Here is a 16,240-nt window from a genome sequence, read left to right as displayed (position 1 = left end):
CTCCTGCCTCATTCCTGCATTAGCCTCTATATCCACTTTTTAGTAGTGGTATTTATCTCTGTTCCATACAAGAAAGAGCATGGACACGGCAAATGCCATCACCTCGGCGACGCTCACCGCAGCCCAGATGCCGGTCAGTCCAAGAATCAGAGGAAGCAGGAGCACTGCGAGCAGTTCAAACACCAGACTCCGTAGAAAGGATACTGCAGCAGATACTGCACCATTATTCAAAGCTGTAAAAAAGGAAGAGATATAGATATTCAGACCACACAGAAGAAAGGAGACACAGAAGATACGAAATCCCTGCACCGTCAGTGCAAGAAGCCCTGCATCATAGCTGACAAATATTTTTGCAAAACTGTATGCAAAGAGTTCCGCCACTGCTGTCATCAGCACGCCGCTGACTGCCATAATGTGCGTACTCTTTTTCAGCATATTTTTGAGTTCATCTGCATTTCCCGCTCCATAATGAAAGCTCACGATGGGAGCTGTCCCGACCGAATAGCCGATGAACATTGCGATAAAGATAAAATTCACATACATCATAACGCCATAGGCCGCAACACCGTTCTCTCCTGCGTGACGCAGAAGCTGTATATTGTAGACAATGCTTACGAGGGAGGCGGAGACATTGCTCATCAGCTCGGAGGAACCATTTCCACAAGCCTTCAAAAGCGGGTGCATGCGCAGCCCTACAGGGCGAAACCGCAATCCTGCATTTTCTGCAAACGCAAAGTAAATGAGGGGAATCAGACCACCTACGCACTGACTGAGGGCGGTTGCCGCAGCAGCTCCTGCAACGCCCCGGCGAAACACTGCAACAAAGAGATAGTCAAGCAGCATATTCGCAAAACCCGCAGCGACCGTCACCCCAAAGCCAAGCTGCGGCTTCCCTGCCGTGATCAGCATGCTCTGAAACAGGCTCTGCAACATAAACGGGCCGATCGAGAGCAGCCATATGCGTCCGTAAATGAGACAATCCGGCAGCATCTCCGATGTCGCGCCGAGTGCAATTGAAACCCGCCTTAAAAATATCTCCCCGAGCACTGTCAGCAGCACGCCCAGTACCACAGTAAACTCTATCAGCATGGAGAAGTATGCATTTGCCTCTGTCTCCTTCTTCTGTCCGAGCGACATTGCGACGAGAGCGCTGCCGCCTGTACCGATCATAAAGCCCATTCCTCCCAGTATCATCAGAACAGGAAGAATGAGATTGATGGCGGCAAATGCCGTCTTTCCTGCATAGTTGGAGATGAAAAAGCCATCGACCACACCGTAGACAGAGATAAAGACCAGCATCATGACGGAGGGAAGTACAAAGCGTATGAGCTTTCTGTAAGTAAAATGATCTGAAATACGCGTCTTCACCAATCACTCCCAGTCCTTGCAGACATCGACCCAGGACTTCATATTACAGCAGGCTACAAGCTCTGAAACAGTCAGGCGCACCGCGCTGTTACTGCTTCCCGCGGCGGGATACACCGTATCAAAGCGCTGCAGAGAAATATCCAGATATACCTCGACTGCGTCAGGCAGGGCAAAGGGACACACGCCGCCTGCCGCGTGACCAACATAGCGCTCCACCTCATCAAAGGGTATCATTTTTGCTTTGGTATGAAAGAACTCCTTAAACTTCGGATTAGAGATTCTGGCATCTCCCGCCATCGCGATGAGCACAGCCCTGTCCGCCACAAGAAAGGACATGGTCTTCACAATCTTCTCCGGCGCGCAGCCGATGGCCTCAGCAGCCAGCTCTACCGTCGCACTGGAGACATCAAATTCCAGAATTCTGTCCTCCATATTCAGTTTCTTAAAATATGCTCTTACCTTATCGATCGCCATTGCTGACTCCTCCCCTCACTGATCCGCTGCTTCAAAAGCTTCTGTACTCTCCTGACCATCACCTCTGTCCCTCTTCGCTTCACGCAGTGCTCTGTTGATATAGTTCAGCACACGCTTTTTATCCCCACTCCACTGCGGCTCAATGAGCAGACGCTTGTCACCGTCCCCTGTCATCCTGTGGATTACCACAGCTTCAGGCAGAAGCTTAAGACAGTGAATCAGCACCTCCGTGTATTCCGGAAGACTCATAATATGAAAGGGCTCCCTGAGATATTCTGCCGCGAGTCTTGTTCCTCTTAAGATATGAAGACCATGCAGCTTAATGCCGTCCAGCTGCGGGCAGAGCGATGCAAGATATCGTACCGTCTCATACATATCCTCAGGGCTCTCGCCCGGAAGCCCCAGTATCACGTGAACAATCACAGCAATTCCGCGACGCTTCAGCTTGCTGTAGTTCTCTGCAAAGCATTCCAGCGCATAGCCACGATTGAAGCGCAGGGCAGTTCTCTCATGAATGGTCTGAAGCCCCAGCTCAATCCATACGGGCTTACTCCGGTTCAGTCTCTCAAGCGCCTCCAGCATATCCTCCTTAAGACAGTCCGGTCTGGTTCCAATTGAGAGCGCCGCTATATCCTCCCTCCGCAGCACTTCCTCAAACAGCGATACGAGTCGTGCGGTATCTCCGTAGGTATTGGTAAAGGACTGAAAGTACGCGATATACCTCTGCTCTTCGCTTCTGACTCCCTTCGGAAGCTTCTGTGCCACCCTCTGCTTTGCCGCTTCAATCTGGTCATGTATATCCGGTAAAACAGCTGCAAACTCACCGGAACCCTGCTCAGAGCAGAAGCTGCACCCACCATAGCCCAGGGTGCCATCCCTGTTGGGGCAGCTGCATCCGCTTGTCAGTGACAGCCGATAGAGTTTCGTTCCAAAGACCTCTCTGCAATAATCTGACAGAGTTCGAATCTGCACTGCTCCCTCTCACCTCCATTCTGCGCCAGCTCCTAATAATAATGCCGCACCATGAATGAGAGCAGAATTTCAAACACGGCAATTCCACGGATGATGCGCCTGCACGTCTTGACGCTGTACCGATATCCCAGCGCTTCTGGATAGACAGGATGAATGAGCAGCACAACTCCCAGCGACGCCTGGATCAAATTTTCAAGCAGAGAGCTTTTTATCAGGAAAGAATTCAGCAGCATGAGGGGAATGGCCGCACAGAACCAGCGCTTCAAAATCGCATAAAAACTCAGCTGCTTCATACATCCTCCCTGCTCAGCAGTTCTGCATTTTCCATAATAAATGGAGCTGCCGCCGGCTGATCATACTCAAGATCATATTTCTCCATGAGATAGTCGCAGAGCTTCGCTCTGTTCTGAAACAGGTTCGCACGGTAGGGCTCCTGAAATGCGACCTTCTCAAGAAAGCACAGTCTTCCGTCCTCCAGAGGCAGCAATATGCCGATGTGCCCGATAAAGAGCTTATCCTGTCCTTCTGTCAATTTGTCATGAAAGACCACGGAGATGAGACGCAGCTTTTCACTCGCAGAAAAGCCGAGGCCACGCGCACGCCATGCCTCCTGCATATGTGCCGCATGAACCTTTACATCCTTTGTCGCATCTGTCGGAACAGCTGCATAAAGAGAAAGGAATTTATCACGCTCCGTTTCCGTCGGAACAGCGGAAGCATCCTGCCCCAGGGCATATAAATCAAAGTCCAGATTCTCCGTCATCAGACTGTCACGTTTCATCTGTTTTGCGCTGTCAAGCGTCAGAGCATCTCCATACAGTCCGTAGGCTGTGATCCTGCAATTATAGCCCTCAAAGTCCTCATGGCGGCCCTGCCACCGCTCCTGCAGCTCATAGGGGTCGTATTTTATTTCCGTTGCCGCTGCGGTCTCAAAGCCTCCTGTCAGATCTCCCTCCCCTGCGCAGGCATTGAACTGCTCCACATGCTCAAAGAATGTCCTCTGCCGCTCCGCTGAGACTCCGGCGCTAATAAGCGCTTCCTCCACAAATTTTCTGCTCTCCTCATCCGCGATATTGCTGTAACTGACCTCAACAGTCCGTGTCGCTTCCTGCGGCTTAAGCTCTTTTTCCTGATTCGTTTCCTGCATAGCAGCCGCCTGTGTCTCTGTCTGAGCTATTTCAGCTTCTGCTTCTGCGGGTGAGCACTCCTGCTCCGCACAGCCCGCCAGCACCAATATTGTCAGCAATAAAAGCGCCCGCCTCCGCTTCCATCCGTTCTTTTTGCATCTCATTCCATTCCGTTTTCTCATACCGCAACAACTCTCCTGTTCTGATAGAGCTCTATTTCTACCTCAATGTTCCTTGCTTCTCCCGGCAGATACATTCTATCATTTCTCTTACCTTAATCACAGTAAAAACAACAGAGAGCCCTCCGAACGGAAGACTCCCTGTAATCAGTCTCTTACCAATTTCTGCTCTGTGCAGCTCAGACCGGATATGCCTTTGCCTTCGTATCAGCCTTTGTGATATCCATTCCCGTCTTCTGCGCCTGTCTCCACTTGAAGAAATCGAGCGCCACCTGCGGGAAGAGCGCATAGGAGAGCACGTCCTCATCCTGCTGCTTCCACGGTCCTATCTCCTGCTCATATTTCGGAAGCTGCGGCTCGATGAGATCCGCCGGGCGGCAGGTGATCGGCTCTGCATCTCCGATGATCTTTTTCTGTACCTCCGGATCCACCGGCTTCACAGACTGACCGAACTCGCCCATAACAAGCTTCTTTGACTCCTTCGGCACCATCTTGTAGCGCTCATGCGTCAGCACGTTCATGACTGCCTGCGTTCCGACAATCTGAGAGGAAGGCGTAACCAGCGGCGGCTCACCGAAGTCCTTGCGCACTCTTGCGACCTCCTCCAGCACATCCTGAAGCAGGTTCTCCTTGTGAGCCTCTGTCAGCTGCTTTAAGAGGTTGGAGAGCATCCCGCCCGGGACCTGGTAGCGCAGAGTGTTGATGTTGACACCGAGCAGCTTCGGACTCAGGAGTCCGTTTGCAATATACTTTTCACGGATCGGTGTAAAATAATTTGCAACTTCCGTGAGCTTCTCAATGTCGAGACCGGTATCCCCGTCCGTACCCTTCAGGGTCTGCACCATAACCTCCGTTGCAGGCTGACTTGTGCCAAGCGCCAGCGGAGAGATCGCAGTATCTATGATATCTGCCCCCGCCTCAATCGCCTTAAGAAGCGTCATCGAAGCAACGCCGGAGGTGTAGTGTGTGTGAATGTCGATCGGAAGCTTCGTGGACTTCTTCAGCGCTGTCACAAGATCATAGGCTGCGTACGGCGTCAGAAGCCCCGCCATATCTTTAATGCAGATGGAATCTGCTCCCATCTCCTCAATATGCTTTGCAATCTCCGCCCAATATTCAAGGGTATAAGCATCACCCAGAGTGTAGGACAGTGCAATCTGCGCCTCTGCCCCCTCCTTCTTACATGCTCTGACCGCGGTCTGCAGATTCCGTATGTCATTCAGACAGTCAAAAATGCGGATGATGTCGATCCCATTCGCCACGGACTTCTGGACAAAGTATTCCACAACGTCATCTGCGTAGTGGTTGTAGCCCAGGATATTCTGGCCGCGGAACAGCATCTGAAGCTTAGTATTCTTAAACCCCTTCTTCAATAGACGCAGTCTCTCCCACGGATCCTCATGGAGGAAGCGCAGGCAGGAATCAAAGGTCGCACCGCCCCAGCACTCCACTGAGCGATATCCGATCTTATCCATCTTGTCTATGATCGGCAGCATCTCCTCTGTCGTCATTCTGGTCGCAAACAGGGACTGATGTGCATCACGCAGCACAGTCTCACAGATCTGAACCGGCTTTCTCTGAACCTTATCCATTCAAATAGTCTCCTTTACTTTACGCCAAAGATTGCCATGAAGGTTCCCGCTGCAACGGCAGTTCCAATCACGCCCGCGACATTCGGTCCCATCGCGTGCATCAGCAGGAAGTTGGTCGGATCCGCTTCCGCACCGACCTTCTGGGCGACACGCGCCGACATGGGAACCGCAGACACGCCGGCAGCTCCGATCAGAGGATTTACCTTGCCGCCGGTCAGCTTGCACATCAGCTTTCCGAGCAGAACACCAGCAGCCGTACCGAAGGCAAAGGCAATAAGGCCAAGCAGAACGATCTTCAGCGTATCAGCCTTCAGAAACGCCTCCGCGCTCGTCGCCGCGCCGACGCTGGTTCCGAGAAGGATCACGACAATATACATCAGAGCATTGCTCGCCGTCTCTGTGAGCTGACGCACCACGCCGCACTCCCGGAAGAGGTTTCCAAGCATCAGCATGCCGATGAGCGGCGCCGTGCTCGGGAGTATGAGGCTCACCACGATGCTCACAATGATGGGAAAGAGTATCTTCTCGACCTTGGAGACCGGCCGCAGCTGTGCCATCTTGATCTTACGCTCCTTCTCCGTAGTCAGAGCCTTCATGATCGGCGGCTGAATGATCGGAACCAGAGACATGTAGGAATATGCTGCGACTGCAATTGCACCGAGGTACTCCGTCTGCCCCATCTTGCTCGCGAGATAGATCGAGGTCGGGCCGTCTGCACCGCCGATGATGGAGATAGCTGCAGAGGCCTGACCGTTAAAGCCCATGAGTACAGCCATGAGGTAAGCGATATAGATGCCGAACTGCGCCGCAGCTCCGAGAAGGAAGCTCATCGGATTTGCGATCAGCGGACCAAAGTCCGTCATGGCACCGACTCCCATAAAGATCAGCGGCGGCAGTATGCCCCACTCGTCAAGCTTGTAAAAATAAGCGAGCAGTCCGCCTGCACCTCCGGGATTCTTCGAGGGATCTGACATGATATCTGGATAGATATTCACCAGCAGCATTCCGAAGGCAATCGGCACCAGCAGCAGCGGCTCAAATCCCTTTGCAATTGCAAGATAGAGAAATACGAGCGCCACCGCAATCATGATGAGATTGCCCACGGTAATTGAAGCAAATGCGGACTGATGAATAAGATTACTGAGTGTGTTTGTTAAATACTCCATCTTATTTCATTCCTCCGTTTCAGGCTGAAGTCATACGCCCGGCTCAGTTAAGTGTTGCGAGCACCTCTCCTGCCTCAACGGCCTGATTCACGGTTACATTCAGGCTTGCGATGGTTCCTGCCTCGGGAGCCACAATTTCATTTTCCATCTTCATGGCCTCAAGAATCATGATAGTCTGACCTGCCGCAACGCTGTCGCCGACAGCCGCTTCAATGCTCAGGATCTTTCCGGGCATCGGAGATTCCACCGTGATGCTTCCCGCACTGCCGGAGGGAGCTGCTGCTGCCGGTGCAGGTGCCGGATCTGCCGCAGGTACAGGAGCAGGGGCTGGGGCTGCCGCAGGCGCGGGGGCCGCCGCAACCGGAGCCGGAGCAGCCACAGGCGCAGTGTAAACCGGCGCTGCCGGGATGGTGACAACAGGAGCGCTCTGCGCTGCTGCGGTGATCCCCTCTTCTACCTGAACTGCATAAGTCTGCCCATTGACTGTGATGGTATAGTTCTTCATAATTTTTCTCCTTATGAGTGATATAGTCTGTATTTTGATTGAATCGAAACCGCGCATCAGCGCCTTCTGCCTCTTACGGATACACGGCGTATAGATCGAACCACCAGCCCGTCAGGCCCCGGATCCTCACCCTGCTCCGCCTGTATCGCCATAACCGCCGCAGTGATAACCGCAATGAGCTGCGGATCCGGCTCCTGCGCCGCTGCAACTGCTGCGGCAAGCACTGCTACCATTTGTGCGTCTTCAGCTGTCTCATCCTGCAGACCGTTCTCTGCGTCACCGGCAATCAGCTCTGCCTTTGTCCCCGCAGGAATCATCGCAGCGCGCACAGCCTCAGGAGATATGCGCTTCGAGACATCTGTTGCGCTTCCCGGCAGCTTCTTTGCTGCTGCAACTGCTGCCTGATAGGCCTTTTCTTCCTTCTCTGCCTCTTCCTTTGCAGTGACCCAGCGGTTAATGTACTTGAAGCGGCTGATAAGAAACGCAATAAAGATCAATACGATGAAAACCGTTCCCATGCCGATCAGGAGATTCAGCCCCGCACTGACAAGCTTTTCCTGAAGTGTCTCATTTTTATCAAAGCTGATCCGGGATATGGATCCGTCCTTTTTCTGAAATTCGATGTGGACTGTCGCTGTTCTCTGACCGGCGCAGCTGATCTGCATGATTACAAGATAGCCGTCCTCGCTCTCCTCTACCTCGGTTGAATCAATCGAGACAAAGCCGCCGATCTCTGATTTCAGATCCAGCCAGCTCTGAAGACCGGAGGCCAGCGTCGTATAATTCTGCGCATTGAACTGCTCAATGTATTTCTGAAGCGTCACATCATCGAGCTCTACAACCGCCTTTAAATTATCCTCCGCATTCTGCTGGACTGCTGAGAGCTCAGCCGCCGAAGCCGCCGCATAGGAGCTCGACGGAAACAGCAGGACTGTGCTCAGGCAGAGCAGAGCTGCCAGAAAGATTTTTCTGATTTTCTGTATCATTCTGACACCTCACTCAGACCGTTCCGCGCTTTTTCGCAGGGAGGTCCTCATTCTTTGTAAACAGCATCTCGAAGGCGGCGATCACGCGCTTTCTGGTGAGCTGAGCGTCGATGATATCATCAACGTAGCCGCGGCGGGCCGCACTGACGGCGCCGTTCTGAAGCTCTGCATAGGCTGCGGTCTTCTCACTGTAGAGAGCAGTCTTGTCTTCTGCCGCAGCGAGCTCCTCTGCATATATAACCTTAACCGCATCTCCGGCCTCCATGAGGCCGATCTCGGCCTTCGGCCACGCGTAGACAATATCAGAGACTGTCTTCGGCGCAAAGAGATTATAGATCAGTCCGTAGGCCTTTCCGGTCACGACTGTAACCTTCGGCACAGTTGCATTCGCATAGGCAGTAATCAGAGAGGCTGCCTTTTTCGCCATCTGACGCTCTGTGCAGATGCAGTGATCCATACTCTTCACATCAACAAGTGTGAGCAGCGGAATACTGAATGCATCGCAGAAGCGCACAAAGCGCGCGGCCTTCTCGACGCCCTTCCAGCAGATCTCCTCAGAGAGCGCAGCGACAGTTCCGATTGTGCATCCATTCATACGGATGAAGGCAGTGGAAATACAGGAGCCATAGCTCTCTCCCGGCTCACAGACAAAACCACCATCAGAAAGCGCCGAGAGCAGCTCTGCAGAGCCCGCGCCCTCAATCTCCGGAACCAGTCGATTCAGACTGTCTGTGCAGTCGCCATAGGAGAGATCGTCCTCAAAGCTCGCAGGAAGAATGCCGATCAGTGTGCGTATTCCCTCGGCAATCTCTGCTGCACTGCCGACAAAATCTGCCACTCCGCTCTCCTCGCTCTGGAAAGCCGCAGAGGCAGTATTCAGTACCGCCTCATTATTATCCGCAACGGCATTGGGGGCAAGAAGGAAGAGACGTCCCTCCTCCCGCTCAATAAAAGTAAAGTCTGCAATGGCGGCACTGACCGCGAGACTGCCTCCGCAGCTCCCATAAATTGCCTGAATCTGCGGAACCACACCATTGGCACGCGCCTGACAGCGATAGAGCTCGCCAAACGCATTGAGCGAGTCGCTGGCCTCCTGAAGACGCAGACCGGAGCAGTCGATAAGACCTATGACAGGGGCCTCCATCTTCACTGCGAGCTCATAGAGCCTCTGAATCTTCTTCGCGTGCATCTCCCCGATTGAGCCGCCAAGCACCGCCGGATCCTGGCTGTAGATATACACCAGCCTGTCGTCGATGGTTCCATACCCGGTCACGACTCCGTCTCGCGGCGTCTTCTGTTCCGCAAGATTGAAGTCTGTGCTTCGCGCAGTGACGTAGGCACCGAGCTCTACGAAGCTGTTCTCATCGAGAACCTCGCGAATTCTCCGGGCCGCCGCTGAATCATTAGAATGACTCATATTGCAACCTCCGTTTTACATAATTTACAAAATGTCACAGAATGCATTGTAGCTTTTTATAGCAGAAATTACAAGGGGTCAGGGAAGGAAGCGCACATCCTTCGTACCGCGGGAGAGACCTGTCAGACCTGTCCGCGCGAGCTCCAGTATCTCATACTCATCCAGCAGATTGATCAGTGCATCCAGCTTCGCCTGGTCTCCGGTCAGCATGATTGTGAGGAAGTCCCTGCCAACATCCACAATACTTGCACGGAAGATGGAGACCACTGCGTGAACTGCCTCCCTCTGACTGGCATTTGCCCTGATCTTGATCATGATAAGCTCGCGGAACACGCTCTCTTTCTCGTCAAGGCGCTTGATATCCCGCACATCCTCAAGCTTACGGATCTGCTTTTCGATCTGCTCCAGGACCTCGTGATCGCCGGAGGAGACCACTGTCATTCTCGTGTAGCGCGGATCTGCTGTGACGCCCGCTGTGATGCTCTCAATATTGTAGCCGCGGCGCGTAAAGAGCCCCGCGATCCGGCTCAGAACGCCCGGCGTATTGTCCATGAGAAGAGAAAATACGATACGCATAGCTTACCTCCGTAGTCATACAGGGAGAGCACCCAAAAGAGCACTCTCCCTGTCTTTCCAATACTGTCTTATGCTGCGGTGCAGCGCAGGGAAATTACAGGCTGGGGCCGGCGGAGACCAGCGCCTTGCCGGCGTCATTTCCCTCGTACTTCTTAAAGTTCTTCACAAATCTCTGTGCAAGATCCTCTGCCTTCTTCTCCCACTCGGAAGCATCCGCATAAGTATCCCTCGGGTCGAGAATATTGGTGTCAACCCCCGGAAGCTCTGTCGGAACCTCAAAGTTAAAGTACGGTATCTTCTTGGTCGGAACCTTATTGACATCCCCATTCAGAATTGCATCGATGATGCCGCGGGTATCCTTGATGGAGATTCTCTTCCCACTTCCGTTCCAGCCGGTGTTCACAAGATAAGCCTTCGCACCGCTCTTCTCCATTCTCTTCACGAGCTCATCCGCATACTTCGTGGGATGCAGCTCCAGGAAGGCCTGACCAAAGCAGGCGGAGAAGGTCGGAGTCGGCTCGGTGATTCCGCGCTCGGTTCCCGCAAGCTTCGCCGTGAAGCCGGACAGGAAGTAGTACTTCGTCTGCTCCGGAGTAAGGATGGATACCGGCGGAAGCACACCAAACGCGTCCGCGGAGAGGAAAATCACGTTCTTCGCCTCCGGGCCGTGGGAAATCGGCTTCACGATCTTCTCAATATGGTCAATCGGATAGGACACGCGTGTATTCTCCGTGACGCTCTCGTCGCTGAAGTCAATCTTTCCCTCTGCATCGACAGTGACATTCTCCAGCAGGGCATCGCGGCGGATTGCATTGTAGATATCCGGCTCAGATTCCTTATCAAGATTGATAACCTTTGCATAGCAGCCGCCCTCAAAATTGAAGACACCGCTGTCATCCCAGCCATGCTCATCATCCCCGATCAGAAGACGCTTGGGATCCGTGGAGAGCGTGGTCTTTCCAGTTCCGGAGAGTCCAAAGAAGATAGCTGTGTTCTTTCCGTCCATATCCGTGTTTGCGGAACAGTGCATCGCGGCGATGCCCTTCAGCGGCAGGTAGTAGTTCATCATGGAGAAGATGCCCTTCTTCATCTCACCGCCGTACCAGGTGTTGATGATGACCTGCTCACGGCTGGAGATGTTGAAGACAACTGCTGTTTCAGAGTTCAGACCCAGCTCCTTGTAGTTTTCAACCTTCGCCTTGGAAGCGTTGTAGACCACAAAATCCGGCTCAAAGCACTTCAGCTCCTCCTCGCTCGGCTTGATAAACATATTGCGGATGAAGTGAGCCTGCCATGCGACCTCCACGATGAAGCGCACTGCCATACGCGTGTCCTTGTTTGCACCGCAGTAGGCATCGACAACAAAGAGTCTCTTCCCGGAGAGCTCCTTCTGCGCGATCTTCTTCACAACCTCCCAGGTCTCCTCAGAGGCAGGATGATTGTCGTTCTTATACTCCTCGGAGGTCCACCACACGGTGTTTTTCGATTGCTCGTCCATGACGATAAATTTATCCTTGGGAGAGCGGCCGGTATATACCCCCGTCATGACATTGACTGCTCCGAGCTCCGTGAGCTGGCCCTTATCAAAGCCCTCAAGCCCCGCCTTCGTCTCCTCCTCATAGAGAAACTCATAGGACGGGTTATGTACGATCTCGGTGGTTCCCGTGATGCCATATCTGCTTAAATCCAACTTGCTCATTTCGCTGTATCCTCCTCTGTGCTCTGTGAGTACATCCTTGCTGCGGCATCGCCGCAATGAGAAAATTGATAAAACATTAACAACAATTGTAGTATACTGCATTGCCGATAAAAAAACAATCTCCGGACTGCAGCTTTTATGCCGCTTATCTGACAGATGTTCAAAAAAATTCAGATTCAGAGCAGACCGAAATCAATCTGCGTTCTCTGCTTTCTTCCTGAGATATGCATCAATCCCCTGTGCGGCTGTCTTGCCTGCGCCCATAGCAAGAATGACCGTCGCCGCGCCGATCACGGCATCTCCTCCGGCAAACACGCCCTCTCTCGTGGTCTGACCGCTTGCCTCCTCTGCGACAATGCAGCCCTTGCGTGTCGTATCCAGACCCTTTGTTGTGGAGGAAATCAGCGGGTTCGGGGAGGTTCCGAGCGCCATGATGACCGTATCGACCTCAATCTCCTCCTCGCTCCCCTTGATCGGAACGGGACGCCTTCTGCCGCTGGCATCCGGCTCTCCGAGCTCCATGTGGATGACGCGGATCCCTTTCACCCAGCCGTTCTCATCCGTAAGAATCTCGGTCGGATTGGTGAGAAGATCAAAGATGATCCCCTCTTCCTTCGCGTGATGCACCTCCTCGACTCTTGCAGGAAGCTCCGCCTCACTTCTTCTGTAAATGATGTGGGTCTCTGCGCCAAGGCGCAGTGCCGTTCTCGCGGCATCCATCGCAACGTTTCCGCCGCCGACAACAGCGACCTTCTTTCCGCAGTGAATCGGGGTATCATAATCCTCGCGGAATGCCTTCATCAGGTTATTTCTTGTGAGGAACTCATTTGCAGAAAAGACGCCGCTCGCAGTCTCTCCCGGAATATTCATGAACATCGGCAGTCCGGCGCCGGAGCCAATGAACACCGCATCATAGCCCTCCTCATCCATCAGCTCATCAATGGACACGGATTTTCCAATGATCGTATCGGTCTCAATCTTCACGCCAAGCTTTCTGACATTATCCACCTCGTGTGCGACAACGCTGTCCTTCGGCAGACGGAACTCCGGAATGCCGTAAACCAGCACGCCGCCCGGCTCATGCAGTGCCTCGAATATCGTGACCTCATAGCCGAGCTTTGCGAGATCTCCCGCGCAGGTCAGACCTGCGGGACCGGAACCAATGACTGCAACCTTCTGTCCCTTCTTCTCCGCCCTGTTCTCAAAGACAACCTTATGCTCTCTCGCCCAGTCAGCGACGAAGCGCTCCAGCTTCCCGATGGCAACCGCCTCGCCCTTGATGCCGCGCACACAGACGCCCTCGCACTGGGTCTCCTGAGGGCATACGCGCCCGCAGACTGCCGGAAGCGCGGAGCTCTCTGCAATGATCTGCGCCGCTCTCTCAAACTCTCTCTCCTTCACCGCCTGGATAAAAGCCGGGATATCGATCGATACCGGACATCCTGCGACACAGCGTGGATTTTTACAGTTCAGGCAGCGCGCCGCCTCTGCGACTGCCTCCTCCTCACTGTAACCGAGGCACACCTCCTTGAAATTCTTTGCGCGAACCAGCGGCTCCTGCTCCGTAACCGGAATCTTCTTCATCATATCCATTACGCTTCACCTCCGCAGTTTCCGCATCCGCCGTGGTGCGTGTCACCCTCCTGTGCCTTTAAGAAGGCTCTCCCCTCCTCTGTCTGGTACATTCTGGAGCGTTTCATTACCTGATCAAAGTCCACGAGATGAGCATCAAATTCCGGACCGTCCACACAGGCAAACTTTACCTCATCGCCGACAATCAGACGACAGGCTCCACACATTCCCGTGCCGTCTACCATCACCGGGTTCATACTGGCAATCGTCGGGATGCCGAGCTCCTTCGTGAGCTTTGCGACAAACTTCATCATGATCATGGGGCCAATTGCCACGCAGAGATCGTAGTGACGCCCTTCGTTCTTCACAAGATCCTCAACCTTTGCGGTCACCATGCCGTGAAAACCGTAGGAGCCATCATCCGTTGTGATGAAGAGATGATCTCCGCAGACCTCCCGCATCTCCCTCTCCATAATCACAAGATCCTTATTCTTGGAGCCCTGCACCACATCCGCAGCCACGCCGTGCTCCTTCAGCCACTTGACCTGGGGATAGACAGGTGCCGTTCCGACACCGCCCGCTACAAAGAGTATGTGCATCTTCTGAAGCTCTGCCTCACTCTTCTCCGTGAGCTCGCTGGGTCGTCCCAGAGGGCCTACAACATCCTGGAAGGCATCTCCCTCATTCAGCTCTCTCGCCATGCGGTAGGTACTTGCGCCAACCTCCTGAAAGACGATGGTGACGATGCCGGTCTCTCTGTTGTAATCACAGATGGTCAGCGGTATCCGCTCTCCAACGGCATCAATTTTGACGATCAGGAACTCGCCCGGAAGACATTTCTTCGCGAGGCGGTCCGCCTGAACATCCATGAGCCAGATTTTTTTGGCGAGCTTCTCCTTCTTAAGAATCCGGTACATACTGTTATCCCTCCGTTCTCGGGCGTCTCAGGCCGCCCATACATCTTTTATAACGCCGAAAGGAGAAGGCAAGATCGAAATATGTCTCCTCCTCACTCTCCCGCTCCAGCTTCCACTCTTCATTCTCATCGAGATTCGGACAGAAGCGATCGCCATCGTAGCTGTAATCGACCATGGTGACATCTGCCGTCTCGCAGTAGGGAAGAAAGAGGCGGTATATCTCCTCCCCTCCCGCGACGAAAAGCTCACTGTCCGGAAGATCTGAGACCATCTGAAGCACCTCATCCACGGATCTGCACACTGCGACCCCTTTCGGCGAAAAGCCTGCATCGCCCGACAGCACGATGTGATTTCTTCCGTAGAGCGGTTGCGCCCCTGGCAGAGACTCAAAGGTTCTGCGCCCCATGATGAGCGTGTGCCCGAGTGTCTCCTCCAGAAAAAGCTTCTGATCCCGCGGAATCTTCACCAGCAGGTGATTATCCTTTCCGATTGCCCAGTTTTTATCCACGGCAACAATCAGATTCACAGGCTGCCCTCCGCATCTATGCCGGACTCGAGCCCCAGAATCAGCTCCCTCGCATAGGGAAGAGTAAGGATCCAGTCGCAGAAGCTGTGCCACTCATTCAGCTTGTGATTCCGTCTTGCAAAGTAGATATTGATGAGCGTCTCGTAGTTCAGCGTGCAGGTTCTGAGCTGATTGTAGCCCTCCGGCAGAAGCTGTATCATGCTGTACCAGGCGCTCTTGTCCTTGCTCTCCACGAACTCCTTTCGAAGTGCTTCCAGCGCCATGAGCATTGCATTCAGCGCCTTCTCCCCTGCCTCTGTGAGCTGGTCATGAGAGAAATCGTCCGCCTCGAAGGGCTTGGAATGGATTTTGTGCATGGTGGAGCAGGAATTCGCAACGGTTGCGACCTTGTAGGTGTCGTATTCCTTCCACCAGTAGAGAGGCGCTGTGATATCCACCGAGACAAAGACCTGGCGCAGGTATTTTCTGTGATCCGTCCCCGCCTTCCTGAGACGCATCGCGAGACTCATGTCGTTCGGGCCGAGCACATAATTTCCGTCCTCATCGTAGCTGCTGTCCGTCCGTGCCCATGAATTCATGGGATTTCTGGCGCCGCGCAACGCATTTTCGAGATTCATTACTGTGGTGCGTTCCAGTTTTATCATATCCTTACTCCTCTTGTGTTTATCTTCAAAAGCCTTTTCACACAGCGGGCTGCCGCTCACAGCCTGCTTTTCTTCAGCTCCTGATAACGCGCATAGGCCTTTTCCAGCATCAGCCGCTCATTTGCAAACTTCAAAAGGTGCCAGGCCTCATGATACTTATAATAACCGGAATCCTGAAAATACTCCTCCCGCTGCGGCTTGCTGTAGTAGCTGTCTGCACTCATCAGATACCAGTGCACATTTTTATCTATTACTTCGGACTGCGCATTGAAAGTATATTCGCTCTTTCCGACATATTCGATAATTCTTGCGCTGACGCCGGTCTCCTCCTTCACCTCCCGGAGCGCTGTCTGCTCGTGCGTCTCGCCCGCCTCCACGGTTCCCTTCGGCAGCACCCACCCTTCATAGCGGTTTCGGTAATTCTTATAGAGAAGAAGAATCTTTCCGTGAAAAATCACCACGCCACCGCAGCTCGTTGCTTCGACCATTGCAATTCCTCCTGCGTGACCTTGTTCTATTC

Annotated in this window: 17 protein-coding genes; all 17 read right to left on the bottom strand. The window is 53.4% G+C overall.

Annotated elements, in window-relative coordinates:
- Window positions 1-39: 39 nt before the first annotated feature.
- Entirely contained in the window at window positions 40-1,368 is a 1,329-nt protein-coding gene (locus tag J2S20_RS06270) for an MATE family efflux transporter (protein WP_307254272.1), read from the bottom strand.
- A 3-nt stretch (window positions 1,369-1,371) separates the two neighbouring features.
- A complete protein-coding gene (locus tag J2S20_RS06265) occupies window positions 1,372-1,842 on the bottom strand; it encodes a YbaK/EbsC family protein (protein ID WP_307254269.1) in 471 nt (156 codons plus the stop codon).
- 15 nt (window positions 1,843-1,857) lie between these two features.
- Window positions 1,858-2,808 (bottom strand): tRNA modification radical SAM protein MnmL/YtqA, encoded by a 951-nt coding sequence (gene mnmL / locus J2S20_RS06260; protein WP_307254321.1) that lies wholly within the window; start codon window positions 2,806-2,808, stop codon window positions 1,858-1,860.
- A 38-nt stretch (window positions 2,809-2,846) separates the two neighbouring features.
- Window positions 2,847-3,107: a hypothetical protein gene (locus J2S20_RS06255; protein ID WP_307254266.1), complete on the bottom strand. Its 261-nt coding sequence runs from the start codon at window positions 3,105-3,107 to the stop codon at window positions 2,847-2,849.
- Window positions 3,104-4,123: a DUF4300 family protein gene (locus J2S20_RS06250; RefSeq protein WP_307254264.1), complete on the bottom strand. Its 1,020-nt coding sequence runs from the start codon at window positions 4,121-4,123 to the stop codon at window positions 3,104-3,106. Before J2S20_RS06250 ends, J2S20_RS06255 begins: the two co-directional genes overlap by 4 nt.
- A 176-nt stretch (window positions 4,124-4,299) precedes the next feature.
- On the bottom strand, window positions 4,300-5,712 hold the full coding sequence (locus tag J2S20_RS06245) for an oxaloacetate decarboxylase subunit alpha (protein ID WP_106611792.1): 1,413 nt from the start codon (window positions 5,710-5,712) through the stop codon (window positions 4,300-4,302).
- Between the two features lie 14 nt (window positions 5,713-5,726).
- Window positions 5,727-6,878, bottom strand: coding sequence for a sodium ion-translocating decarboxylase subunit beta (locus tag J2S20_RS06240; RefSeq protein WP_106611791.1), 1,152 nt, complete (start codon window positions 6,876-6,878; stop codon window positions 5,727-5,729).
- A gap of 43 nt (window positions 6,879-6,921) precedes the next feature.
- A complete protein-coding gene (locus tag J2S20_RS06235; RefSeq protein WP_307254261.1) occupies window positions 6,922-7,383 on the bottom strand; it encodes an acyl-CoA carboxylase biotin carboxyl carrier protein subunit in 462 nt (153 codons plus the stop codon).
- A 56-nt stretch (window positions 7,384-7,439) separates the two neighbouring features.
- Window positions 7,440-8,369: an OadG family transporter subunit gene (locus tag J2S20_RS06230; protein ID WP_307254259.1), complete on the bottom strand. Its 930-nt coding sequence runs from the start codon at window positions 8,367-8,369 to the stop codon at window positions 7,440-7,442.
- A gap of 13 nt (window positions 8,370-8,382) precedes the next feature.
- Complete coding sequence (locus J2S20_RS06225; protein ID WP_106611788.1) at window positions 8,383-9,786, bottom strand: acyl-CoA carboxylase subunit beta; 1,404 nt, start codon at window positions 9,784-9,786, stop codon at window positions 8,383-8,385.
- Between the two features lie 78 nt (window positions 9,787-9,864).
- Complete coding sequence (gene ilvN, locus J2S20_RS06220) at window positions 9,865-10,362, bottom strand: acetolactate synthase small subunit (RefSeq protein ID WP_307254257.1); 498 nt, start codon at window positions 10,360-10,362, stop codon at window positions 9,865-9,867.
- 94 nt (window positions 10,363-10,456) lie between these two features.
- On the bottom strand, window positions 10,457-12,061 hold the full coding sequence (gene pckA / locus J2S20_RS06215; protein WP_307254255.1) for a phosphoenolpyruvate carboxykinase (ATP): 1,605 nt from the start codon (window positions 12,059-12,061) through the stop codon (window positions 10,457-10,459).
- Between the two features lie 192 nt (window positions 12,062-12,253).
- Entirely contained in the window at window positions 12,254-13,654 is a 1,401-nt protein-coding gene (gltA, locus tag J2S20_RS06210) for an NADPH-dependent glutamate synthase (protein ID WP_307254253.1), read from the bottom strand.
- Window positions 13,654-14,550, bottom strand: coding sequence for a sulfide/dihydroorotate dehydrogenase-like FAD/NAD-binding protein (locus J2S20_RS06205; protein ID WP_307254252.1), 897 nt, complete (start codon window positions 14,548-14,550; stop codon window positions 13,654-13,656). Before J2S20_RS06205 ends, gltA begins: the two co-directional genes overlap by 1 nt.
- Before the next feature lie 4 nt (window positions 14,551-14,554).
- Window positions 14,555-15,076, bottom strand: coding sequence for a dihydrofolate reductase (locus tag J2S20_RS06200; RefSeq protein ID WP_106611783.1), 522 nt, complete (start codon window positions 15,074-15,076; stop codon window positions 14,555-14,557).
- Window positions 15,073-15,720 carry a hypothetical protein gene (locus tag J2S20_RS06195; protein WP_307254250.1) on the bottom strand — a complete coding sequence of 216 codons (648 nt, stop codon included), beginning with the start codon at window positions 15,718-15,720 and terminating at the stop codon, window positions 15,073-15,075. The genes J2S20_RS06200 and J2S20_RS06195 overlap by 4 nt, the downstream gene beginning before the upstream one ends.
- 56 nt (window positions 15,721-15,776) lie before the next feature.
- The gene (locus tag J2S20_RS06190) at window positions 15,777-16,208 is read right to left on the bottom strand and encodes an NUDIX hydrolase (protein ID WP_106611782.1); all 432 of its coding nucleotides are present in this window, start codon (window positions 16,206-16,208) and stop codon (window positions 15,777-15,779) included.
- Window positions 16,209-16,240: the final 32 nt, after the last annotated feature.

Source organism: Moryella indoligenes, from assembly GCF_030812885.1.
Lineage (GTDB): Bacteria > Bacillota > Clostridia > Lachnospirales > Lachnospiraceae > Moryella > Moryella indoligenes.
This window is presented reverse-complemented; position numbering and strand designations above follow the sequence as displayed.